Origin of the sequence: Streptomyces sp. NBC_00885 (assembly GCF_045207475.1) — a bacterium.
Taxonomy (GTDB): domain Bacteria; phylum Actinomycetota; class Actinomycetes; order Streptomycetales; family Streptomycetaceae; genus Streptomyces.
On record NZ_CP108796.1, the window covers coordinates 2,617,072 to 2,639,377 of the forward strand.

Annotated in this window: 22 protein-coding genes; 11 read left to right on the forward strand and 11 right to left on the reverse strand. The window is 69.4% G+C overall.

The genetic code is table 11. The annotated features are described in order from the left end of the window. The first annotated feature begins 88 nt into the window (after window positions 1–88). Both OHA61_RS11415 and OHA61_RS11420 read left to right on the forward strand, forming a co-directional pair. Window positions 89–1,069, forward strand: coding sequence for an ABC transporter ATP-binding protein (locus OHA61_RS11415; protein ID WP_266487501.1), 981 nt, complete (start codon window positions 89–91; stop codon window positions 1,067–1,069). Between the two features lie 3 nt (window positions 1,070–1,072). Continuing rightward, window positions 1,073–1,852 carry an ABC transporter permease gene (locus tag OHA61_RS11420; RefSeq protein ID WP_406302990.1) on the forward strand — a complete coding sequence of 260 codons (780 nt, stop codon included), beginning with the start codon at window positions 1,073–1,075 and terminating at the stop codon, window positions 1,850–1,852. Here OHA61_RS11420 and OHA61_RS11425 read toward each other — a convergent pair. Further along, a complete protein-coding gene (locus tag OHA61_RS11425; protein WP_406302991.1) occupies window positions 1,833–2,714 on the reverse strand; it encodes a hypothetical protein in 882 nt (293 codons plus the stop codon). The genes OHA61_RS11420 and OHA61_RS11425 overlap by 20 nt on opposite strands. Before the next feature lie 266 nt (window positions 2,715–2,980). Here OHA61_RS11425 and OHA61_RS11430 point away from each other — a divergent pair, with 266 nt between their 5' ends. The 3 genes from OHA61_RS11430 to OHA61_RS11440 all read left to right on the forward strand — a co-directional run bounded on the left by OHA61_RS11430 (window position 2,981) and on the right by OHA61_RS11440 (window position 5,982). Then, window positions 2,981–3,862 (forward strand): hypothetical protein, encoded by an 882-nt coding sequence (locus tag OHA61_RS11430; RefSeq protein ID WP_406302992.1) that lies wholly within the window; start codon window positions 2,981–2,983, stop codon window positions 3,860–3,862. A 111-nt stretch (window positions 3,863–3,973) separates the two neighbouring features. Beyond that, complete coding sequence (locus tag OHA61_RS11435) at window positions 3,974–5,134, forward strand: ABC transporter ATP-binding protein (protein WP_361908247.1); 1,161 nt, start codon at window positions 3,974–3,976, stop codon at window positions 5,132–5,134. After that, the gene (locus tag OHA61_RS11440) at window positions 5,131–5,982 is read left to right on the forward strand and encodes an ABC transporter permease subunit (RefSeq protein WP_406302993.1); all 852 of its coding nucleotides are present in this window, start codon (window positions 5,131–5,133) and stop codon (window positions 5,980–5,982) included. The genes OHA61_RS11435 and OHA61_RS11440 overlap by 4 nt, the downstream gene beginning before the upstream one ends. A gap of 47 nt (window positions 5,983–6,029) precedes the next feature. Here OHA61_RS11440 and OHA61_RS11445 read toward each other — a convergent pair whose 3' ends face one another. Beyond that, entirely contained in the window at window positions 6,030–6,362 is a 333-nt protein-coding gene (locus tag OHA61_RS11445; RefSeq protein ID WP_361908241.1) for an ATP/GTP-binding protein, read from the reverse strand. A gap of 213 nt (window positions 6,363–6,575) precedes the next feature. On the opposite strand from OHA61_RS11445, the gene OHA61_RS11450 reads away from it, so the two are divergent. Then, on the forward strand, window positions 6,576–7,607 hold the full coding sequence (locus OHA61_RS11450) for an LLM class flavin-dependent oxidoreductase (RefSeq protein ID WP_406302994.1): 1,032 nt from the start codon (window positions 6,576–6,578) through the stop codon (window positions 7,605–7,607). 83 nt (window positions 7,608–7,690) lie between these two features. On the opposite strand, the gene OHA61_RS11455 is transcribed toward OHA61_RS11450, so the two are convergent. Beyond that, a complete protein-coding gene (locus tag OHA61_RS11455) occupies window positions 7,691–8,083 on the reverse strand; it encodes an SCO5389 family protein (RefSeq protein ID WP_266487491.1) in 393 nt (130 codons plus the stop codon). A gap of 290 nt (window positions 8,084–8,373) precedes the next feature. Here OHA61_RS11455 and nucS point away from each other — a divergent pair, with 290 nt between their 5' ends. Beyond that, window positions 8,374–9,036, forward strand: a complete 663-nt coding sequence (nucS, locus tag OHA61_RS11460) for an endonuclease NucS (RefSeq protein ID WP_266487490.1) — start codon at window positions 8,374–8,376, stop codon at window positions 9,034–9,036. Window positions 9,037–9,111: 75 nt separating this feature from the next. Here nucS and OHA61_RS11465 read toward each other — a convergent pair whose 3' ends face one another. The 3 genes from OHA61_RS11465 to OHA61_RS11475 form a co-directional block, all read right to left on the reverse strand. Further along, window positions 9,112–11,535: an ATP-binding protein gene (locus OHA61_RS11465; RefSeq protein WP_406302995.1), complete on the reverse strand. Its 2,424-nt coding sequence runs from the start codon at window positions 11,533–11,535 to the stop codon at window positions 9,112–9,114. Between the two features lie 436 nt (window positions 11,536–11,971). Beyond that, window positions 11,972–12,295, reverse strand: a complete 324-nt coding sequence (locus OHA61_RS11470) for an STAS domain-containing protein (RefSeq protein ID WP_266487487.1) — start codon at window positions 12,293–12,295, stop codon at window positions 11,972–11,974. 172 nt (window positions 12,296–12,467) lie between these two features. Continuing rightward, complete coding sequence (locus tag OHA61_RS11475) at window positions 12,468–13,316, reverse strand: 3-hydroxyacyl-CoA dehydrogenase family protein (RefSeq protein ID WP_266487486.1); 849 nt, start codon at window positions 13,314–13,316, stop codon at window positions 12,468–12,470. Between the two features lie 207 nt (window positions 13,317–13,523). Here OHA61_RS11475 and OHA61_RS11480 point away from each other — a divergent pair, with 207 nt between their 5' ends. Continuing rightward, complete coding sequence (locus tag OHA61_RS11480; RefSeq protein WP_406302996.1) at window positions 13,524–14,096, forward strand: cob(I)yrinic acid a,c-diamide adenosyltransferase; 573 nt, start codon at window positions 13,524–13,526, stop codon at window positions 14,094–14,096. A gap of 122 nt (window positions 14,097–14,218) precedes the next feature. Here OHA61_RS11480 and OHA61_RS11485 read toward each other — a convergent pair whose 3' ends face one another. Further along, a complete protein-coding gene (locus OHA61_RS11485; protein ID WP_406302997.1) occupies window positions 14,219–14,797 on the reverse strand; it encodes a hypothetical protein in 579 nt (192 codons plus the stop codon). Here OHA61_RS11485 and OHA61_RS11490 point away from each other — a divergent pair. The 3 genes from OHA61_RS11490 (at window position 14,787) to OHA61_RS11500 (ending at window position 18,820) form a co-directional block, all read left to right on the forward strand. Continuing rightward, window positions 14,787–16,160, forward strand: a complete 1,374-nt coding sequence (locus tag OHA61_RS11490) for a sensor histidine kinase (protein ID WP_406302998.1) — start codon at window positions 14,787–14,789, stop codon at window positions 16,158–16,160. The two genes, OHA61_RS11485 and OHA61_RS11490, sit on opposite strands and share 11 nt — an antisense overlap. Beyond that, window positions 16,157–16,807: a response regulator gene (locus OHA61_RS11495; RefSeq protein ID WP_389370323.1), complete on the forward strand. Its 651-nt coding sequence runs from the start codon at window positions 16,157–16,159 to the stop codon at window positions 16,805–16,807. Before OHA61_RS11490 ends, OHA61_RS11495 begins: the two co-directional genes overlap by 4 nt. Before the next feature lie 252 nt (window positions 16,808–17,059). Continuing rightward, window positions 17,060–18,820: a glycosyl hydrolase family 18 protein gene (locus OHA61_RS11500; protein ID WP_406307321.1), complete on the forward strand. Its 1,761-nt coding sequence runs from the start codon at window positions 17,060–17,062 to the stop codon at window positions 18,818–18,820. Between the two features lie 53 nt (window positions 18,821–18,873). Here the strand turns inward: OHA61_RS11500 and OHA61_RS11505 are convergent, their stop codons facing one another. From OHA61_RS11505 to OHA61_RS11520, 4 genes are all read right to left on the reverse strand, one after another. Next, a complete protein-coding gene (locus OHA61_RS11505) occupies window positions 18,874–19,323 on the reverse strand; it encodes a DUF2550 domain-containing protein (protein WP_266487480.1) in 450 nt (149 codons plus the stop codon). A gap of 133 nt (window positions 19,324–19,456) precedes the next feature. Then, entirely contained in the window at window positions 19,457–19,831 is a 375-nt protein-coding gene (locus tag OHA61_RS11510; RefSeq protein WP_324976806.1) for a F0F1 ATP synthase subunit epsilon, read from the reverse strand. 110 nt (window positions 19,832–19,941) lie between these two features. After that, entirely contained in the window at window positions 19,942–21,384 is a 1,443-nt protein-coding gene (atpD, locus tag OHA61_RS11515; RefSeq protein ID WP_406302999.1) for a F0F1 ATP synthase subunit beta, read from the reverse strand. Continuing rightward, window positions 21,384–22,301: a F0F1 ATP synthase subunit gamma gene (locus tag OHA61_RS11520; protein WP_406303000.1), complete on the reverse strand. Its 918-nt coding sequence runs from the start codon at window positions 22,299–22,301 to the stop codon at window positions 21,384–21,386. Before OHA61_RS11520 ends, atpD begins: the two co-directional genes overlap by 1 nt. Window positions 22,302–22,306: the final 5 nt, after the last annotated feature.

The following is a 22,306-nucleotide window of genomic DNA, read 5'->3' on the forward strand; positions in this document are numbered from 1 at the left end:
GAGTGCCCGGCGCCGATGCGGCGCCGGGCACTCGCGCGTACCCGCAATTGGGGTGGCGCGGGCCACCTTGCCCCCTTAGCGTGGCCGCATGATTGAGCTCGAGGGCCTCACCAAGCGCTTCGGCAGTCTGACCGCGGTCGATCATCTCTCCTTCACGGTCCGGCCGGGCATGGTGACCGGCTTCCTCGGCCCGAACGGCGCGGGCAAGTCGACGACGATGCGGATGATGCTCGACCTCGACAACCCGACCAGCGGCACGGTCAGGATCGACGGCAAGCACTACCGCGATCTCCAGGAGCCGCTCAAGTACATCGGCGCGCTGCTGGACGCCAAGGCGATGCACGGCGGCCGCAGCGCGTACAACAACCTGCTCTGTCTCGCCCAGTCGAACCGCATCCCCGCCTCCCGTGTCTCCGAGGTCCTCGACACGGTCGGGCTTACACCGGTGGCGAAGAAGAAGTCCAAGGGCTTCTCGCTCGGTATGGGCCAACGGCTGGGAATCGCCTCCGCACTGCTCGGCGATCCGGAGATCTTGATGTTCGACGAGCCGGTCAATGGCCTGGATCCCGAGGGAATTCACTGGATCCGCAATCTGATGAAGACTCTTGCATCAGAAGGACGCACAATCTTCGTCTCCTCGCATCTGATGAGCGAAATGGCACTGACCGCGGACCACTTGATCGTGATCGGGCAGGGGCGACTTCTGGCCGACACCTCGATGGCTGATTTCATCCACCAGAACTCCCGGAGTTATGTACGGCTGCGCTCCCCGCAGCAGGAGCGGCTGCGCGATCTCCTGCACACGTCGGGATTCGTCGCCGTCGAATCGGGCCACGGCGTGCTGGAGGTCGACGGCGCCACCACCGAGCAACTGGGCGAACTGGCGGCCCGGCACCAGGTGGTGCTGCATGAGCTGAGCGCTCAACGTGCCTCGCTGGAGGAGGCGTTCATGCAGATGACGGCGGGTTCGGTGGAGTACCACGCGCATTCCACCCACGAGGCGCCGCCACCGGCCGAGCCACCGGGTCCCCAGTGGGGCCAGAGCTACCAGAGCAGCAAGGGAGCCTGACCCATGGCCTCGGTACCCGCGGTCCTCCAGTCCGAGTGGACCAAGATCCGTACGGTCTCCTCGACCACCTGGACCCTGGTGAGCGCGCTCGTCGTCACGGTGGCGATGGGCGCGGCGATCAGCGCGCTGCTCAGGTCGACGTTCGACGATCTCTCCCGCGAGGAGCAGCTCACCTTCGACCCGACGTTCATCAGCTTCTCCGGGATGATCCTTGGGCAGCTGGCGATGGTGGTCTTCGGGGTGCTCGTGGTCGGCACGGAGTACAGCTCCGGAATGATCCGCACCTCGCTGGCCGCCGTTCCGCAGCGCGCCACCTTCCTCTTCAGCAAGATCACGGTGGCGACGGCGCTGGCGCTGGTGGTCGGTCTGGCGACGAGCTTTGTCTCGTTCTTCCTGGGGCAGGCGCTGCTGGGCGGCCACCGGACGACGATCGGCGCGGAGCATGTCCTGCGCGCGGTCGTCGGCGGCGGGCTGTACATGGGTCTGATCGCCCTGTTCTCGATGGGCGTGGCGACGATGCTGCGCAGCTCGATGCTGTCGCTGGGCATCCTGATGCCGTTCTTCTTCCTGGTCTCGCAGATCCTCGCGTCCGTACCGAAGGCGAAGACGGTTGCCCAGTACTTCCCCGACCAGGCCGGCTCCAAGATCATGCAGGTGGTCCCGGACGCGCTGGACAGCGACAAGGCTCCGTACGGGCCGTGGGGCGGACTGGGGATCATGGTTCTGTGGGTGATCGCCGCACTGCTCGGCGGCTATCTGGTGCTCAAGAAGCGGGATGCGTAGAGGGCGGCGGGGTGCCCTGGTCGGGCAGCAGATCGTCGAACTCCCTCCAGCCCTTCCATGACCAGACGTCCTTGGCAAGATTCGGCTCCAGCGGCACGAAGCGGCCGGTCTCGAAGTCGTCGCCGTCCAGGTCGAACCAGCGCTCGTCGACCACTTCGGTCCCCATGCCGACGGTCCGCGCGGTCAGCCGCACGAGCAGCTTCGCCCCGTGCGACTGGGACAGATCCTTGCCCTGGATCCGGGTGACGGGCAGCGTCGGCACCGGAGCGTCGACCGGTATCCACACGGTGAAAGGAGCGCCCCGCTCCACCGCGAGCCATGAGCGCTCGTCGGCCGGATCACCCTTCTCGTCGAGCACCCTGAGCCACTTCTTGTAGATGACCAGGCTGCCGTCGTGCGGGGAGCGCTCCAGATAGCGCAGATGCACCCGCGCTTTCAGATCGACCACCGAGAGGTTGTCGAGGTGGTTGTAGAAGCGCACCGCGATGATCGCGTCCTCGCTCTGTGCGTGGAGCCGCGCATAGCCAGGGAAGTCCGCGGCCCAGGCGTGTGAGATGCTCGCCCGCCGCCGCCAGACGAACGGCCGCAGGGCGAACATCTTGATCAGCACGATGCCGAGCAGCACCGCGGGCGCGAGCGCCCCGGTCAACGAGGCAAGTGTGGCGAGCAGTTCATGGGCCAGGCTGTCCCGCTCGGGGCTGAGACTGTCGGTGCCGACGCAGGCGCGCAGCGCCTCCAGGGCCAGATTCAGCAGCCCTTCCCCGTCCCGCAGCCGCTCCCCCACGCTGCGCTTCGAGTCTTCGGTGAGCGTCCAGGCGACCGCGATGCCCGCAGCGAGCGCGGCCAGCGCGCTGAGCGCCATCAGGATCAGCGCGTGGACGGAACGGCCTGCGATCCACCAGCGAACCGACGTCCGAAATCGGGGGTGCGGCCTGCGCCGCCCCGGCCACCCCGGAAACCATTTCAACTCCCGCCTCCCCACCGTGAGTTCACATCCAGAAGATCCTCCTCCCCGGTTCCCGTCTGCGCCAACCGCATCGCGCGGGAGGGTCCCGTACGCTCGGCAGGGGTAGACCTGAGATGGAAGGCTCTGCCCGCACAAGCGAACAACCCCGAAGGGCGTCTCCCGTGAAGGACCGAAGCCTCGAAGCGCTGGGACTGGACGACGTGCCGGCCAAACAGCCGCTGACCTATCCGGGCCGGCCCACCACCGAGCCCTCGCTTCTCACCGGTGACGAGCTGCTGCAGCTGGACGTCCGCCCGGTGCGGCTCGGCGACTGGTACGTCGAGGAAAAGGCGCAGCAGCAGAGCCTGGACGAAGCGCTCTCCGGCCTCGGCCAGGTCGTGACGGGCCACCGCCACCCCGTCATCGCGGTCGGCTCCAACGCCTCGCCGGGACAGGTCAGCCACAAGCTCACCCGGCTCGGCATCCCGGCGACCGTCCCGATGGTGCCGGTGCGGGTGCGCGGCATCGGCGTCGGCTGCTCGGGACACATCAGCCCGGCCGGCTACGTCGCGGGAACGCCGTACGTCGAGCGGGACGCCGAGACCGTCCTCGTCGTCACTTGGCTGGATTCCACCCAGCTCAAGGCCGTCGACGACACCGAATTCCCCGACTACCGGCGGGCGATACTGCCGGGCGACGTCTTCGAGATGACCATGCCCTCCGGCGAGCGGCTGGGCGGCGCGTACATCTACTTCAGCGCGCACGGCGTCCTCGCGGACCCGGACGGCAGGCCCCGCCCCGGCGGCGGCGACCAGTCCGAACTGCTCGCGGCACTGCTCGCGGCCTCGCCCCGGCTGCGTGAGCTGCTGGGACCCGATCCTGCGGACTGGGTGAGTAAGGCGGGCGCGGACCGGGCGCTGCGTGAAGAAGGTACGCAGATCTTCGGCGACGAGGGCTGGGTGCTGCCGCAGACGGACTTCCTGCCGTATCTCGACGACGGCGCCGAGCTCCGGCTCTACGACGATCTGCCGCCGCTCGGCGACTCCCTCCCGCCGAGACCGTAGCGTTACGGCTTGGCCGGAACCGTCAAGGCCCGGATATCCTCCTAACTCTTACGGGGGCGTACGGCCGGACGGCCTCTGCCCCGACGACCCAAAAGCCGATGGGGCTGCAGAATGATCGAGGCAGTCGGCCTGACCAAGCGCTACGGCGCCAAGACGGCCGTGTACAACCTTTCCTTCCAGGTGCGGCCCGGTGCCGTCACCGGGTTCCTCGGCCCCAACGGCGCGGGCAAGTCGACCACCATGCGGATGATCCTCGGGCTCGACCAGCCCACCGAGGGCCACGTGACGATCGGCGGCCGCCCCTTCAGGCAGCTGCCGAACGCCCCGCGCCAGGTCGGCGCCCTCCTCGACGCCAAGGCCGTCCACGGCGGCCGCAGCGCGCGCAACCATCTGCTCTCGCTGGCGCAGCTCTCCGGCATCCCGGACCGCCGGGTCGACGAGGTGCTCGGTGTCGTCGGTCTCCAGGAGGTCGCCAAGAAGCGCTCCAAGGGCTTCTCGCTCGGCATGGGCCAGCGGCTCGGCATCGCGGCCGCGCTGCTCGGCGACCCGCAGGTCCTGCTCTTCGACGAGCCGGTCAACGGCCTGGACCCGGAAGGCATCCTCTGGGTCCGCAATCTGATGAAGCAGCTCGCCTCCGAAGGCCGTACGGTCTTCGTCTCCTCTCACCTGATGAGCGAAATGGCGCTCACCGCCGATCACTTGATCGTCATCGGGCGCGGACAGCTGCTCTCCGACATGAGCGTCAAGGACTTCATCTCGCACAATTCCGCCGACTTCGCCCGTGTGCGTACGCCGCAGACCGAGCCGCAGCAGCGCGAGAAGCTCTCGGCCGCGCTCACCGAGGCGGGCGGGCAGGTCATGCCGGAGCCGGACGGCGCGCTGCGCGTGACCGGACTGCCGCTGCCGCGGATCAGCGATCTCGCGCACTCCGCGGACGTCCGGCTGTGGGAGCTCTCGCCGCACCAGGCCTCGCTGGAAGAGGCGTACATGCGGATGACCCAGGGCGCGGTCGACTACCGCTCGACGGCCGACCAGAAGTCCGGCCTGATGCAGCAGCAGCCGGCGGGGTACGCCCCGCCCATGCCGCAGATCCCCGAGGTGCCGCAGCAGGGCTGGTACGCCCCGCCGCCGCCCCAGCCGGGACAGAACCCCTACGCCGCCGCGCCCACGGCTCCCGGTGCGCCCGGCGGTGCGCCCGCTCCTGCCGCCCCGCCCGTGACGCCTCCGGCGGCCGCCCCCGCCGACCTGACCAAGCCCGAGGACGCCCGATGAGCACCCCGTACCAGCAGCAGGCGACGTACCAGCAGCACGGCGCGCCCGCCGGGGCGTACTCCTCGCCGATCCCCGTGCGCAGTGCCCACCTCGGCGACGCCCTCGCCTCCGAGTGGACCAAGATCCGTTCCGTACGCTCCACGATGTGGACGCTCGGCGTCATGATCGTGCTGATGATCGGGCTCGGCATCCTGGCCGCGGTGGCCGCATCCGCTTCCGATGCCGATCTCGGCGACCAGTCGCCCCTCTTCCTCGGTTTCTACGGTGTCCTGCTCGGCTCCATCTGCGTGGTCACGCTGGGCGTGCTGACCATCGCGTCCGAGTTCGGCACCGGCATGATCCGTACGACGCTGACCGCGTGCCCGGGCCGCGCGCGGGTGCTCGCCGCCAAGTCCATCGTCTTCTTCGTGCTCGTCTTCACCCTGACCACGGTCCTCGCGGGGCTCGTCGGCGCGCTGCAGAACAGCATCGTGACCACCGGCCGTGAGTCGACCGGCGAGGAGTGGTTCCGCGCGACGGTGGGCGTGGGCCTGTTCGTCGCCGTCCTCGGGCTGCTGGCCCTCGCGATCGGCACGATCATCCGGCACTCGGCGGGCGCGATCACCATCATGATCGGCGTGATGCTGCTGCCGCTGGTGGCCGCCATGTTCATGTTCTCGGAAGCGCTCCAGGACGTACAGCGGGCTCTGCTGGACTACGCGATCCCGAGCCTGCTCATCGCGTTCTACAGCGAGGCCGCGCTCACCGACACGGGCCCCACCGGCTGGACCCCGCTGTGGATCCTGATCGGGGTGACGGCGGTGGCGATGGCCGGCGCCTTCTTCTCGCTCCAGAAGCGCGACGTCTGACCGCTCGGGCTGCTCGGGCTCCGACTGCTCCGGCGTCCGACCGCTCTTCAGTACCTGGGCGCGTTACGGGACCGCTGCACCCGCGTGGTGCGGCGGTCCTTCGCGTTCCAGCACGCCTTGTGCCAGTGCCGCCGGTCCTCCACGCCGCCGCCGTGTTCCGGCCAGGCGACCACATGCGGCACCCCCGAGGGGATCTCCTGGTCACAGCCCGGGCAGCGATACCTCTTGCCCGCGGCACTTGCGCCCGCGACATCGCGGACCGCCCACTGTTCGCCCTGCCAGGACTCGCTCCGGCCGAAGCCGCCGTACCTCTCGCCCGGCTCGCTGGCATGCTCGGTCGGCTTCTCGCCACCTCGGGGGCGGTTGCGGCGCGGGGACACGTGACACCTCACGGGGCAAGTCCGGACAGTTCCCCTCCAGCCTACGGGCCGCTGTCAGGGGTACACGCAACCCACGGCGTGAGACCGGGACACCCACAGGGGCCAGTTACCGGAAAATCGCAACAACTTCACGATTGGCCGTGCCTTTGGCACGTGTCAGACGTTGTTGCCGGTAGGGGGAGTGACGCGTCGGCCGCAAGGAGGCAATAGGCGATGCGCGTGGGAACTTTTGTACTGGCGGCCCAATTCCCGGGCCAGGGGCAGGGGGAGGCTCTGCACCGAGCGGTGCGGTCCGCCGAGGTCGCGGAGGAGTCCGGGCTCGATTCGGTCTGGCTCGCCGAGCACCATTTCGTGCCGTACGGCGTCTGTCCGTCGGCTGTGACCCTCGCCGCACTGCTGCTCGGCCGGACCCGGCGCATCCGCGTCGGCACGGCCGTGAGCGTGCTGCCGAACGCCCATCCCGTGGCGCTGGGCGAGCAGGCGGCGCTGCTGCATCTCACCAGTGGAGGCAGGTTCTCCCTCGGCGTGGGCCGCGGCGGCCCCTGGGTCGATCTGGAAGTCTTCGGCACGGGTCTCGCCGCGTACGACAGGGACTTTCCCGAATCCCTGGACCTGCTGCTGCGCTGGCTGCGCGAACCGCGCGTCGCGGCGCGCGGGGAGCGATACAGCTTCCGTGAAGTCCCGGTCGTACCCAGGCCGGACGAGCTGATCGGCGGCCCCGCCCAGGGCCCCGAGGTGATCGTCGCCTGTACGTCCCCGAAGAGCGTGAAGCTCGCCGCCGAGCACGGACTGCCGATGCTGCTCGGGATGCACTGCGACGACGGGGAGAAGGCGGACATGGTGGCACTCTGGCGTACGCACGCGCTCGCCGCAGGACATCCGCCCGAGGAGGTCCACGGCGCCGGACATGTGTCGGCCGGAGTTGCCCAGATCGGGGACCGCACGGCCGAGGCCACGGAGACTCTCGTCAAGGCGATGCCCGGCTGGCTCAAGCAGGGCCTGGACGCCCATGTGACGGTCGACGGGCGCCCCCGCGCCATGCGCGACCCCGTGGCATACACGGAACTGCTGTGCGGGCTGCACCCGGTGGGCCCGCCACGGCTCGCCGCGGACCGGATCGCGGCCACTGCGGAACGCACCGGCATCACACGCTTCGCCCTGCTCACCGAGGGCTCCGGCGACGTCGCCGCCACCGAGGAGAACGTGCGGCGGCTCGGCACGGAAGTGCTGCCCCTGCTCGGCTGACCGGCGCTTCGCCGCCGCTCGGGAGGTGCTGCCGCTCCGACATCTGTAGCACCTCCCGCGATGCGGAGCGGCAGCAAAAGACGTCAGCAGTCGCGCAGTTCGGGCGACTGGTTGAGCAACTGGCCCCGTATGGAAGTGAAGCGGGCAAGCCGCTCGTCGACCGAGGAGTCCAGCGGGAACACCGCGACGCGGTGGCAGTTCTGGAATGCCAGACGCACCCCGAAATGCCGCTGGAGCGCACCGCGAATGGCGTCACTCGCGAGCGCACGCAGCAGCTGACCACGTGCCTGCTCGTCCGGCGGCGGCGTCTGGTTGTCGGCGAAGTCGCCGCCGTCCACCTTCAGCTGAGCCACCAGAGAACTGATCATCTCCCATGCGAAGGGCAGGGAGGTCCGGACGCAGTCGACGAATGCAGCTTCGTCGACCTCGCCTCGCTCGGCCTGTTCCAACAGCGCCGGTGAGACGTCGAGCGACATGGGTTCTCCTCTCGCGACCCCGGTGAACGGGGTCTTACGGGCAGGGAAGGAGGACGACGGACAACGACGTCGTACGAGACGCACGACGACGCAGAGTGCATGACCGACAACCTCCCGCTTACACGGTAAGTGCGCCGTCCGGAGCGCACCAGGAGATTGGGAGCACAACCGGCCAATAACGAACAGGGCGAAAAGGGGCAGGCAGCCCGAACGACCTCGAACGAGGGTGGCGGTGGGCTACGGGTGGGAGAATCGCGCGCACCGGTCCGCGTCGAGTAGCGTTGCCGACCATGCGTCTTGTCATCGCCCGCTGTTCCGTGGATTACGCGGGCCGGCTCACCGCCCACCTGCCCTCCGCTCCCCGTCTGATCCTGGTCAAGGCCGACGGCAGCGTCTCGATCCACGCGGACGACAGGGCGTACAAACCCCTGAACTGGATGTCCCCTCCCTGCACGCTCAAGGAGGGTGACGACAGCGTCTGGACCGTCATCAACAAAGCGGGCGAGAAACTGATCATCACGATGGAGGAAATCCTCCATGACTCCTCGCACGAACTGGGCGTGGACCCCGGCCTGATCAAGGACGGCGTGGAAGCACACCTGCAGGAACTGCTCGCGGACCGGATCGAAACACTGGGCGAGGGCTACAGCCTGATCCGGCGCGAATACCCCACGGCCATCGGCCCGGTGGACATCCTGTGCCGCGACTCGGACGGCGGGACGGTGGCGGTCGAGATCAAGCGGCGCGGCGAGATCGACGGGGTCGAACAGCTCACGCGCTATCTGGAACTGCTGAACCGGGACCCCCATCTGGCGCCGGTGAAGGGCCTGTTCGCGGCGCAGGAGATCAAGCCGCAGGCGCGGGTGCTGGCGACGGACCGCGGGATCGGGTGTGTGGTGCTGGACTACAACGCGCTGCGGGGCATCGAGGACGACAAGCTGCGGCTGTTCTGAGGCCGCCCGAGCCTGTGACACGAGTACGGCCCCGGACGGCGAGGCGGTCCGGGGCCGTGGTGTGTGGTGACGGGGTCAGATGACGGGTGCGTCGCCGGAATCCGAGGGGGCGGCGCTGCCGGTCATCGGGGCGCTGGCCGAACTTCCCTCTCCGCCGCCCGCCGGGGGCGGGGATGAGGACGGCGGCGGCGAGCTGGTGGGCGGCGTGGTCGTCGGAGTCGGAGTCGGCGAAGACGACGACGGGGGCGAAGTCGGCTTGGTCGTCGAGGACTTCGTCGGCGTCGGCGGCCTGCCCGATGTCGACGGCCTCCCGCCCGGCGTCGACGCGTTCGACGACGGCCGTCCTCCGGGCGTCGACGCGTCGCCCGTCGACGAACTCGCCCCCGGTGTCACCGGGTCCGGCTTCTTCGGGTCGTCCGAGGGCCCGCCGCCCGGGCTGTTGGTCGAGCCGTCCGCTGGCACGTCCGCGTCCAGGCCGTCGTTGCCGTCGTCCTCGTTCGCGGACTGGCCGTTCCTGACCTTGTTGCTCGGCGGGTCCTGCTGGTCCGAGGTCGCCCCGAGCGTCACCACCGTGCCGAGCACCGCGGCGAGCAGTGCGCCCGCGCCCGCGGCGACCAGGTTGCGCCGTGCGCCGCCGAAGACGGCGAGGCGGCGGATCGGCTTCGCGCCGCCCCCGGACGGCGGTGCCAGCAGCGTCGCTGCCTCCCCGTCTTCCTTCTGTGCTCCCCCGGCTCCCGGGCCGGGCCCGATGCCGCGGCCGAGGGCCAGTACGGGCGCCGGCGACGCCGACTGCTCGGAGCGCGCGGCCGGTATCTCCTCGCCCGCCGGGGTACGTGCGGCGACGACGGGCCCGCCCGAGCGGTCCTCGACGAGCGCGAGCGCCCTGCGTCCCGCGACGGTGCCGCGCTTGTCGGAGAGCGCGCCGCGCATCCCGATGGAGGTCTCCAGCTCGGCGCGCGCCCGGTCCAGGTTTCCGGTGCAGAGTGCGAGGACGCCCAGCTCGTGGTGGAAGTACGCCTCTTCGGCCACCTCGCCCGCGATACGGGCCGCTTCGGAGCCGGCCCGCAGGGCCCGCTCCCAGGCGCTCCAGTGCAGGCCCGCCGCGAAGGCGGGCGCCGCGCTGCGGGCGAGCAGGACCGCCGCGCTCGGATGTCCGGCCTCAAGGCCCGGCACCAGCATGCCGAGCGCGGCGAGAACGGCGTCCGCCTCGGCCACAGCCCGCTCGGGGGTGACGGAGGGGTGGCCGGCCCACCAGGTGTAGTGCTGGGCGGCGGTGTGGGCATGGGCGGCCGCCTCGTCGGCGTAGCCCTTCTCCGTCAGCTGCGCCGTCACACCGGCTGCGAGCCGGTAGCGCGTACCGACCGGGGAGAGCAAGCCGCAGCTCATCAGCTCGCCGAGCGCGGCGTCCGCGTGGGTGTCCCCGACGAGCGCCGGCAGATGCGCCTGGTGCGGGACCTCGCCGCCGAGCGCGACCGCGAAGCGCAGGGTCTCGCGGGCGGACTCGCTCAGCCGGGAGGCGAGCAGGGCAGCGGGCGCGGCCCCCTCCCCCAGAGTCGGCAGCGGTACCTCGACTTCCTGGACGCCGTCGAAGGGCGTGTAGTCGTCGAGGGTCTCCGGGTCGGTGCGCAGGCTGTCGCACTGCCGCAGCAGCGCGCCCGCCTGGACGAAGCGCAGCGGCAGGCCCTCGGACTCGAACCAGAGGTCGCCCGCCCAGTTCGACTCGTCCTCGGTGAGCGGCCGCTCCACGGTGCGCTGCAGCAGCTCCAGCGAGGCGCTTCGGCCCAGTCCGGCGAGAAAGACCTCTTCGAGGTGCGAGTCGGCCGCGGGTGCGGCGACATCGGGTGTGGCCGCGACCAGGAAGGCGCACTCGGGCGCGGCGTCGAGCAGCTCGCCGAGGGCGGCGCCGCCGAACTCCAGGTCGTCGAGTACGACGATCGCGCCGATGTCCTTGACGTGTTCGAGCAGTGCGGCGCGGTCGGGCCGGTACAGCGGAGCGCTGTGGACGGCGGCGAAGAGCTCGTGGAGGAGTTCGGTGGGGGTGCGGTTGTGGCCGCTGAGGCGCACGACTCCGTCGGGCGCGAGGTTCGCGCAGTTCTCGGCGACGATGTCGAGCAGGGCGCTGCGCCCGGAGCCCGCGGGGCCGGTGAGCCGGACCGAGCGTCCGTGGCTGAGCAGCCGTACCAGCCGCTCTCGCTCATCGCCGCGCTCCAGCAGCGGGAGCCGCGGCGCGGGAGGCCCGGCCGGTACGGGCGGCTGCGCCGCGCGCTGCCGCTCGCTGCGATCGGCCTCGCTGTGCCGACCCGGCCGGGTGGGCAGCTGCCCCGGCGGGCAGGGCTCTATCTCGCTGCCGTCGACGGGGTTGACGGTGAGCAGGAAGTCGCCCGCCACGAGCTGGACGGTGCGCGCGGGCGCCTTCGCCGACTTCTTGAAGTCCGGGGCGCCGGTGTCGCGCGGGGGCCGGGCCTGGCCCGCGCCATCGCCGAAACTGTCGTTGTCCATGGTCCAAGCCCCCCAGATACGCTTCGCTGAGCTTCGTCCCCGCCGGGGTTGATCGAGTTCTGGCGGCGGAGTCGCGTGCGGATTGTCCCTCCGGCCTTTCTGCACGCCTAGGGCGTGTTTGAGAAGTAGCGCCGTCCGCCCGCAGGGCGGGCCCCGCGGCGTCTGGTGCGTGCAATCGCAAGGCGGAGGATCGCCCTCGTACTGGACGTACTTGGGCGACTCCGACAACACCGCGAGTGCGCGTGCCAGGCGTCGCGGGGCAGGCGCAACTTCTCAAACACGCCCTAGCTGTCGCTTCGGTCCGGTGCCCGCCGCATGGGTCTTTCAATTCGCCGGGCGACCGAACCTTAGACCTTCGCTCAGTATCTACAAAGGGGCGGGGTGCTGCCCCGTCCGCGACGTCACAGTCTTATGAGGATTGCGAGCGTCGTACGGTTCACACCCGGGGGAGCGATTCGGCCGCGATGCCGCCTTCGATGGCAAGAATCCGGTGCAGACGGGTGGCGACCAGGAGTCGCTGCATCTGTGGCGGTACGCCGCGCAGCACCAGTCGGCGACCGCACCGGCCGGCTCTGCGGTGCGCGCCCATGATGACCCCCAGGCCGGTGGCGTCCCAGGAGTCGAGGTCGGTCAGGTCAAGCACCAGGTCGCCGTCTCCGTCATCGACGGCCGAATGCAGGACCGTACGGGCGTCCGCCGCGCTGCGGACGTCGAGGCGGCCCCCGACGACCAGCTCGGCGTGGTCGCCCCTGATGTGCATATGCGCTCCCCGTGAGTGCGTCAGTGCCCTGTGATCTCTTCTGGTTACTCTTCTGGTTTGCTCTTCAATGTTCTGCAACAACTGACTCCCGCATGGGCACAGCAGTTGCGCTTTGTAAGCGAACCGATACCGAATTCACCCCTTGGGGTGATACCAAACCGGTCGATGAGGGTCAGTGCTTGTAGAAGCCCTGCCCGCTCTTGCGTCCGATGTCACCGGCGTCCACCATCCGGCGCATCAGCTCCGGCGGGGCGAACTTCTCGTCCTGGGACTCGGTGTAGATGTTGCTCGTGGCGTGCAGCAGGATGTCCACGCCCGTCAGGTCGGCGGTGGCGAGCGGCCCCATGGCGTGGCCGAAGCCCAGCTTGCAGGCGATGTCGATGTCCTCGGCGGACGCGACGCCCGATTCGTACAGCTTCGCGGCCTCGACGATCAGCGCCGAGATGAGGCGGGTGGTGACAAAACCGGCGACGTCGCGGTTGACGACGATGCAGGTCTTGCCGACGGACTCGGCGAACTCCCGTGTGGTGGCGAGAGTTTCGTCGCTCGTCTTGTAGCCGCGCACCAGCTCGCACAGCTGCATCATCGGGACGGGCGAGAAGAAGTGCGCGCCGACGACACGGTCCGGACGCTCCGTCACCGCGGCGATCTTCGTGATCGGGATGGCGGAGGTGTTGGAGGCGAGGACGGTGTCCTCCCGTACGAGCTTGTCGAGCGTACGGAAGATCTCGTGCTTGACCTCGAGCTTCTCGAAGACCGCCTCGACGACGATGTCCGCGTCGGCGGCGCCGTCCAGATCGGTGGTCGTGGTGATGCGCGCCAGCGCCGCTTCGGCGTCGGCCGCTTCGAGCTTGCCCTTGGAGACGAACTTGTCGTACGAGGCCTTGATGCCGTCCGTGCCACGGGTCAGAGCCGCGTCGGTGACATCACGCAGCACGACCTCCCAGCCCGCCTGGGCCGAGACCTGCGCGATGCCGGACCCCATGAGTCCGGCCCCGATGACGGCGAGCTTCCTGGCCACTGCGGCACCCCTTAACACGCGTTTACATTTCTGCTCTCCGGCGGAGGTTAGCGCTCGTGAGGTGCCCTGTGGCGGTGAAGAGATGCGCGTCACGTCTCGGATGACGGACATCACACCGGTACGGCCCATCAGGCGGCCCGTACCGCGTAATTGAGCGCTTCATGGGCCACTTCGCCCGGCCTGCGGCTGCGGCGTAGGCTCGGCCTCATGGTCAATCTCACGCGCATCTACACCCGCACCGGCGACCAGGGCACGACCGCCCTGGGCGATATGAGCCGCACCGCCAAGACCGATCTGCGGATCGCCGCGTACGCCGACGCGAATGAGGCCAATGCCGTCCTCGGCACGGCCATCGCGCTGGGACAGCTGCCGCAAGAGCTCGTGAAGGTCCTCGTCCGCGTGCAGAACGACCTGTTCGACGTGGGTGCGGATCTGTCCACGCCGGTGGTCGAGGAGCCGGAGTATCCGCCGCTGCGGGTCGAGCAGTTCTACATCGACCGTCTCGAGGCGGACTGCGACCGCTTCAACGAGGAGCTGGAGAAGCTGCGCAGCTTCATCCTGCCGGGCGGCACGCCGGGGGCGGCGCTGCTGCACCATGCCTGCACGGTCGTACGGCGCGCGGAGCGCTCGACCTGGGCGGCGCTGGAGGTGCACGGCGACATCATGAACCCGCTGACCGCCACCTATCTCAACCGGCTCTCCGACCTCCTGTTCATCCTCGCGAGGACGGCGAACAAGGAGGTCGGGGACGTGCTCTGGGTACCGGGCGGCGAGCGCTGAACAACGGCCCCGGACACGCCCCTGCCGGGGGTCCGGGGGTCGCCCCCCGGGAGATGCAGCATCCTCGCGAGGACCGCGAACAAGGAGGTCGGGAACGTGCTCTGGGTACCGGGCAGCGAGCGCTAGCGCTCCACCCGGACCGGTTCGCGCTCGGGCTTGGAGGCCGCCGCCGGGGCCTTCTTCGGCCAGATCGTGTACGTGAGAGCGATCAGGCCGTGGATCCCCGCGGCCCGCAGGGCCGTGAACTGCCAGGAGCTGAGCGAACCGGTCCGGCTCGCGTCGCCGACGTACCAGATCGCGATCTGCAGCAGAGCGACGGCGACCGCGGCAGCCAGCACGGTCCGCAGCCACAGCTTCCCCTCGTGCTTGGCGCGGGCGACTCCGTAGCGCGGCGGCTTCTGCGGCGGCGGGGCGCCCGCGAAGCGGTGGGCGACGTGCCCGTCGATCCACTTGATCGTGTAGTGGCCGTACGCGACGGTGTAGCCGATGTACAGCGCGGCGAGCCCGTGCTTGAAGTCCGGCTCGGCGCCGTTCTTCAGGTCGATCGCCGTCACGACGAGCAGGACGACCTCCAGCAGCGGCTCCAGGAGCAGCAGGCCCGCGCCCAGCCGCGGCATCTTCAGTGCATAGCGCGTGGCGAGTCCCGCTGCCAGCAGGACCCAGAAGCCGACCTCGCAGATCACGATCAGCGTGACGATCACGGCACTCTCCTTTCGGTTCCCCTCCAGCTTCCCGTCCGCCGGGCCGCCGATCGTCGTCGCCAGTGACGAGGTGGCACTGCATCCTTCGATGTACCGGACCATCGCCCCGGACGTGGAGGCCCGCGTGCCGTCCGCCGTGTTTGATGGGTACGTGACCGCTCCGACCCGCCCGCACCGCGACGACGTGCTCATCGCCGTGGCCGGATTCCTCGGCGGCCTGGTGCTCTACGCGCTGGGACTGGACACCCGCAGTGGACACGACGTCGATCCGCGCTGGCTCCTGCTGCTGCCGCTTGCGGTGATGAGCGGGGCGGAGCTGCTGCGCCGGACGATGCCGAACACCGCGCTGGCCATCGGCTGCGCGGCGTTGCTCGCCGACCAGTTCACCGACGGGAATGTCGCCACCATCGCGATGTTCACGGATCTGGTCTACGCGGCGGTGCTGTACGGCACGCCCGCAGCCGCACGCCGTATCCCCGCCGTGTCCATGGTTGCGACGGCCGCCGTGACGGTCACCGCGCTCGTCGTCTTCCAGGACGCGCAGGCCGTTCTGCTGGGCCTGGTCTTCGCGGTCGTCACCGTGGCCCCGGCCTGGACGGGCGTGAGCGTACGCACCCATCGCGACGCCGCCGAAGCCGCGCAGCTGCGCGCCGAGCAGACGGCCCTGCTCGCCGAGATCGACCGCACCCAGGCGGTGACCGCCGAGCGCGCCCGGATGGCCCGCGAGCTGCACGACATGGTCGCCAACCATCTCTCGGCGATCGCGATCCACTCCACCGCCGCGCTCTCCCTCGACGATCCGAGGACCTCGCGCGAAGCACTCGGGGTGATCCGCGAGAACAGCGTCGACGGTCTCGCGGAGATGCGCCGGCTCATCGGACTGCTGCGGGACAGCGGGGGCGGTACGGCCACGGCGGCCGCCCCCACACTGGCCGGTGTGGACGCGCTGCTCAGCCAGGCGGGCACCAACGGGGGCGCCAGCGGTCTGGAGTTCGGGCTCGACGACCACCGCGCGGCGGGCCTCGCGCTTCCGGCGCCGGTCGAGCTCGCCGCGTACCGCATCATCCAGGAGTCGCTGACGAACGCCCTCAAGCACGCGTCGCCCGGCCGGGTCAGGGTCGCTCTGGCCCAGCACGAGGGGACGCTGACGGTGCAGGTGACCAGCCCGTTCGGCGACCGGCCCGGGCCGCGGGCGCCCGGCTCGGGGGCCGGTCTGGTCGGGATGCGGGAGCGGGTGGCGCTGCTGGGCGGGCAGTTCGAGTCGGGACCGGTGACCGACGGGGACGGCAATGGCGACGGCAACGGCAAGACCTGGCGGGTACGGGCCGAACTGCCCGTCGACGAAGGGAACGGCAGGGCATGACGATCCGGGTACTGGTCGCCGAGGACCAGAGCGCCGTACGCGCCGGTCTGGTCCTCATCCTGCGCAGCGCACCGGACATCGAGGTCGTCGGCGAGGCGTCGGACGGCGAGCAAGCGGTGCGGCTGGCCCGCGAACTGTGTCCGGATCTGGTGCTGATGGACATTCAGATGCCGCGTCTGGACGGGGTGTCGGCCACCCGGCAGGTTGTCTCGGAACAGCTCGCCGACGTACTCGTGCTGACCACCTTCGATCTGGACGAGTACGTCTTCGGGGCGCTGCGTGCGGGGGCCGCGGGCTTTCTGCTGAAGAACACCGACGCGGCGGATCTCCTGGAGGCGGTACGCACGGTGGCACGCGGCGAGGGTCTGATCGCGCCGGCCGTCACGCGCCGTCTGATCGCGGAGTTCGCCGCACCGACGCCCGTACGCAGACCGGACGCGCCCGACCCGGCGGTCCTCGATGTGCTCACCCGGCGCGAGCGCGAGGTGCTCTCGTGCCTCGGCGAGGGTTTGTCGAACGCCGAGATCGCCGTACGTCTCGACATGGCCGAGGCGACGGTGAAGACCCACATGAGCAGGCTGCTGGGCAAGCTGGAGCTGCGCAGCAGGGTCCAAGCGGCAGTCCTGGCACAGGAGTTGGGTATCTGATTTTCCCTTCTCCCCCACCCCTTACACCTATGGTCTGGACCTATTGACGATTGGTCCAGACCTTCCTAGTCTCACCGCACACACACTGCGTCGAGCCACGCAGGGTGCGCAGTGCACGGACCATCCCCCGAACGTCCCGGACCTCCTCGAGGAGCACCCGTGAACACGCAACCCCCACTGCACAGAACCCGATTCAGACTCAGATCCAGAGCCGTCGCGGGACTGACCGCGCTGCTCCTCCCCCTGGCCGCCATGGTCGGCCTCGCAGCACCCGCCGAAGCCGCCACATCCGCCACGGCCACCTACACCAAGGTCCAGGACTGGGGCACGGGCTTCGAGGGCAAGTGGACGGTGAAGAACACCGGCACCACCTCCCTCAGCTCCTGGACCGTCGAGTGGGACTACCCCTCGGGCACCGTCGTCACCTCCGCCTGGGACGCCGACGTCACCAGCTCCGGCACCCACTGGACCGCCAAGAACAAGAGCTGGAACGGCACGCTGGCTCCCGGCGCCTCGGTCTCGTTCGGCTTCAACGGCAGCGGCTCCGGCGCCCCTTCGGGCTGCAAGCTGAACGGCGCGTCGTGCGACGGCGGCAGCGTCCCCGGCGACAACCCGCCCTCAGCCCCCGGCACCCCGTCCGCGAGCAACATCACCGACACCTCGGTGGCGCTGAGCTGGACCGCCGCCACCGACGACAAGGGCATCAAGAACTACGACGTACTGCGCGACGGCGCCAAAATCGCGACGGTGACCGGCACGACGTACACGAACACCGGCCTCACCGCCGGCACCGACTACTCGTACACCGTCCAGGCACGTGACACCGCCGATCAGACAGGACCGGTCAGCGGAGCCCGCGCGGTGCGCACCACCGGCGGTGGCCCCGGCCCCGGCCCCGGCTCCACGGTCAAGCTGGGCTACTTCACCGAGTGGGGCATCTACGGGCGCAACTACCACGTGAAGAACCTGGACACCTCCGGCTCCGCCTCGAAGATCACCCACATCAACTACGCCTTCGGCAATGTGACCGGCGGCCGCTGCGCCATCGGTGACTCCTACGCCGACTACGACAAGGCGTACACCGCCGACCAGTCCGTCGACGGCGTCGCCGACACCTGGGACCAGCCCCTGCGCGGCAACTTCAACCAGCTGCGCAAGCTCAAGGCGAAGTACCCGCACATCAAGGTGCTCTGGTCGTTCGGCGGCTGGACCTGGTCCGGCGGCTTCGGCCAGGCCGCGGCAAACCCGGCGGCCTTCGCGCAGTCCTGCTACGACCTGGTGGAGGACCCGCGCTGGGCCGATGTCTTCGACGGCATCGACCTGGACTGGGAGTACCCGAACGCCTGCGGCCTGTCCTGCGACACCAGCGGCGCCGCCGCCTTCAAGAACCTGATGCAGGCGATGCGCGCCAAGTTCGGTACGAACAACCTGGTCACCGCCGCCGTCACCGCCGACGCCTCGTCCGGCGGCAAGATCGACGCGGCCGACTACGGCGGCGCGGCGCAGTACGTCAACTGGTACAACGTGATGACGTACGACTTCTTCGGCGCCTGGGCCGCTCAAGGCCCCACGGCCCCGCACTCCCCGCTCACCTCGTACGCCGGCATCCCGCAGGCGGGATTCAACTCCGCCGAGGCGATCGCCAAGTTCAAGGCGAAGGGTGTGCCGTCCGCGAAGCTGCTGCTCGGCATCGGCTTCTACGGACGCGGCTGGACCGGAGTCACCCAGGCGACGCCGGGCGGCACCGCGACAGGGCCGGCCCCCGGCACGTACGAGCAGGGCATCGAGGACTACAAGGTCCTCAAGAACACCTGCCCGTCCACCGGCACCATCGCGGGTACGGCTTACGCCAAGTGCGGCAGCAACTGGTGGAGTTACGACACCCCCGCCACGGTCACCTCGAAGATGAGCTGGGCGAAGGGGCAGGGCCTGGGAGGCGCGTTCTTCTGGGAGTTCAGCGGTGACACGACGAACGGAGAGCTCGTCGGCGCGATCAACAGCGGTCTGAACTGACACTGCGCACAGCGAAGCCCGGGAGACTCGCTCTCCCGGGCTTCGTCACACTCTCAGGCGACATTCACTCTCTGGCCGGGCGGCGCCGCCTCCAGCCAGGCGAGGAAACCGGTCAGCGCGTCCTCGCTCATCGCCAGCTCCAGCCGCGTCCCGCGGTGGACACAGCCCAGCACGGTCGCGTCCGAGAGCAGCGCAAGCTCCTCCTCGCCCTCGGGCGTACGCCGGGTCACGACCTCGATGGCGGAGCGCTCGAGGACACGGCGGGGGCGGGGAGCGTACGAGAAGACCCGGAACCACATGATCCGGTCACCGCTGTAGCGGGCGACGCCGTACACCCACCCCTTGCCGGAGAGGTCGGTCTCCTCCGGGACGTTCCAGCGCAGACTGCAGTCGAAGGTGCCGCCGGAACGCTGGATCAGCCGTCGGCGCAGTCCGAAGACGAACAGCCCGATCCCCACCAGTGTGACGACGACCAGGGCGCTCACAAGCAGAGCGAGGAACATGTCCACCGACCTCCTCGCATCGTCCCGTAACGGATTCCCACGTGCACCTGCACCTGCATCGCCTCAGCCGCGGCCCGGTCTGGAGAAATCCAGCCCGGGCCGCGGCTGAGGGCTACGACTGTCGGCGGGGTGCTCAGCGCACCGCCACCGCACGCAGCCGGACATCGGCGCGCCGCTCGGCGGCGGCGTCCTCGTCCGACTTGGCGCGCTCCAGCGCACGCTCGGCGCGCCGTGCGTCGATCTCGTCCGCCAGCTCGGCGATCTCCGCCAGCAGCGACAGCTTGTTGTCGGCGAACGAGATGAAACCGCCGTGCACAGCGGCGACGACCGTTCCGCCCTCGCTCGTACGGATGGTCACCGGGCCCGACTCCAGCACACCGAGCAGCGGCTGGTGACCGGGCATGACGCCGATGTCGCCGGACGTGGTGCGCGCGACGACCAGGGTGGCCTCGCCGGACCAGACCTGCCGGTCGGCGGCGACCAGCTCGACGTGCAGCTCAGCAGCCAAGGTTGGCTCCTCGGGTCACCACCCGGCGGTTCTGCCGGGTGTTGGGTCAATTCTACGGGGCGTGGGGAGGGGGGCGGGACGCACCCGCCCCCCTCCAGGAGTCAGCAGACTCAGGAGACGCCGAGCTCCTTGGCGTTGGCCTTGAGGTCCTCAATGCCACCGCACATGAAGAACGCCTGCTCGGGGAAGTGGTCGTACTCTCCGTCGCAGATCGCGTTGAACGCGGTGATCGACTCGTCGAGCGGCACGTCCGAACCGTCCACGCCGGTGAACTGCTTGGCGACGTGGGTGTTCTGGGACAGGAAGCGCTCCACGCGACGGGCACGGTGGACAACGAGCTTGTCCTCCTCGCCCAGCTCGTCGATACCGAGGATCGCGATGATGTCCTGGAGGTCCTTGTACTTCTGCAGAACACCCTTGACACGGGTCGCCGCGTCGTAGTGGTCCTGCGCGATGTAGCGCGGGTCCAGGATCCGGGAGGTGGAGTCCAGCGGGTCCACGGCCGGGTAGATGCCCTTCTCGGAGATCGGACGGGAGAGAACCGTCGTCGCGTCGAGGTGGGCGAAGGTGGTGGCCGGGGCCGGGTCGGTCAGGTCGTCCGCGGGGACGTAGATCGCCTGCATCGAGGTGATCGAGTGACCACGCGTCGAGGTGATGCGCTCCTGCAGCAGACCCATCTCGTCGGCCAGGTTCGGCTGGTAACCCACCGCGGACGGCATACGGCCGAGCAGGGTGGACACCTCGGAGCCGGCCTGGGTGTACCGGAAGATGTTGTCGATGAAGAAGAGCACGTCCTGCTTCTGCACATCGCGGAAGTACTCCGCCATGGTCAGACCGGCAAGCGCGACGCGAAGACGGGTGCCCGGGGGCTCGTCCATCTGACCGAAGACAAGCGCCGTCTTGTCGATGACGCCGGACTCGGTCATCTCCTCGATGAGGTCGTTGCCCTCACGGGTACGCTCACCGACGCCCGCGAACACCGACACACCGTCGTGGTTGTTGGCGACGCGGTAGATCATTTCCTGGATCAGAACGGTCTTGCCGACACCGGCACCACCGAACAGACCGATCTTTCCACCCTTGACGTACGGGGTGAGAAGGTCGATGACCTTGACGCCCGTCTCGAACATCTCGGTCTTCGACTCGAGCTGGTCGAAGTTCGGGGCCTTGCGGTGGATCGGCCAGCGCTCGGAGATCTCGACCGTGGACGGATCCACGTTCAGGACCTCACCGAGGGTGTTGAACACCTTGCCCTTGGTGATGTCACCGACCGGGACGGTGATGCCCGCACCCGTGTTGGTCACCGGGGCCTGGCGGACCAGACCGTCGGTGGGCTGCATCGAGATCGCGCGGACAATGCCCTCACCCAGGTGCTGGGCGACTTCGAGGGTCAGGGTCTTGAGCTTGCCGTCCTCGGCCGGGTCGGCCACCTCGACGGTGAGCGCGTTGTAGATCTCCGGCATCGCGTCGACGGGGAACTCCACGTCGACGACCGGGCCGATGACCCGGGCGACGCGGCCCGTGGCGGCGGCCGTCTCAACAGTGGTCGTCATTACTTGTCACTCCCCGCGGTCGCGTCGGCCAGGGCGTTGGCGCCACCGACGATCTCGCTGATTTCCTGGGTGATTTCGGCCTGGCGGGCCGCGTTGGCAAGCCGGGAGAGGCTCTTGATGAGCTCCCCGGCGTTGTCGGTCGCCGACTTCATCGCGCGGCGGGTGGCAGCGTGCTTGGAAGCAGCGGCCTGGAGCAGCGCGTTGTAGATCCGGCTCTCGACGTACCGCGGCAGCAGGGCGTCAAGGACGTCCTCCGCCGACGGCTCGAAGTCGAACAGGGGCAGGATCTCGCCCTTGGTACCCGACTCCTCGGCCGCCTTCTCGAGGCTGAGGGGCAGCAGCCGGTTCTGCACCGGCGTCTGCGTCAGCATCGAGATGAACTCGGTGAAGACGATGTGGAGCTCGTCCACGCCGCCCTCCGCCGTGTCCAGCTGGACGGCCTCGATCAGCGGTCCCGCGACGTTCTTGGCGTCCGCGTAGGTCGGGTTGTCCGTGAAGCCGGTCCACGACTCCGTGACCTTGCGCTCACGGAAGCCGTAGTACGAGACACCCTTGCGGCCGACGATGTACGTGTCGACCTCCTTGCCCTCGCCGCGGAGCAGCTCGGTGAGCTGCTCAGCCGCCTTGATGGCGTTGGCGGAGTAGCCGCCGGCCAGACCGCGGTCGCTCGTGATGAGCAGAATCGCGGCGCGGACCGGAGCGTCCGCCTCGGTGGTGAGGGGGTGCTTCGTGTTCGACCCGGTCGCCACCGCGGTCACCGCGCGGGTGAGCTCGGTCGCGTACGGCGTGGAGGCCGCCACCTGGCGCTGCGCCTTGACGATGCGCGAGGCGGCGATCATCTCCATCGCCTTGGTGATCTTCTTGGTCGCGGTGACGGATTTGATGCGACGCTTGTAGACCCGGAGCTGGGCTCCCATGAGTC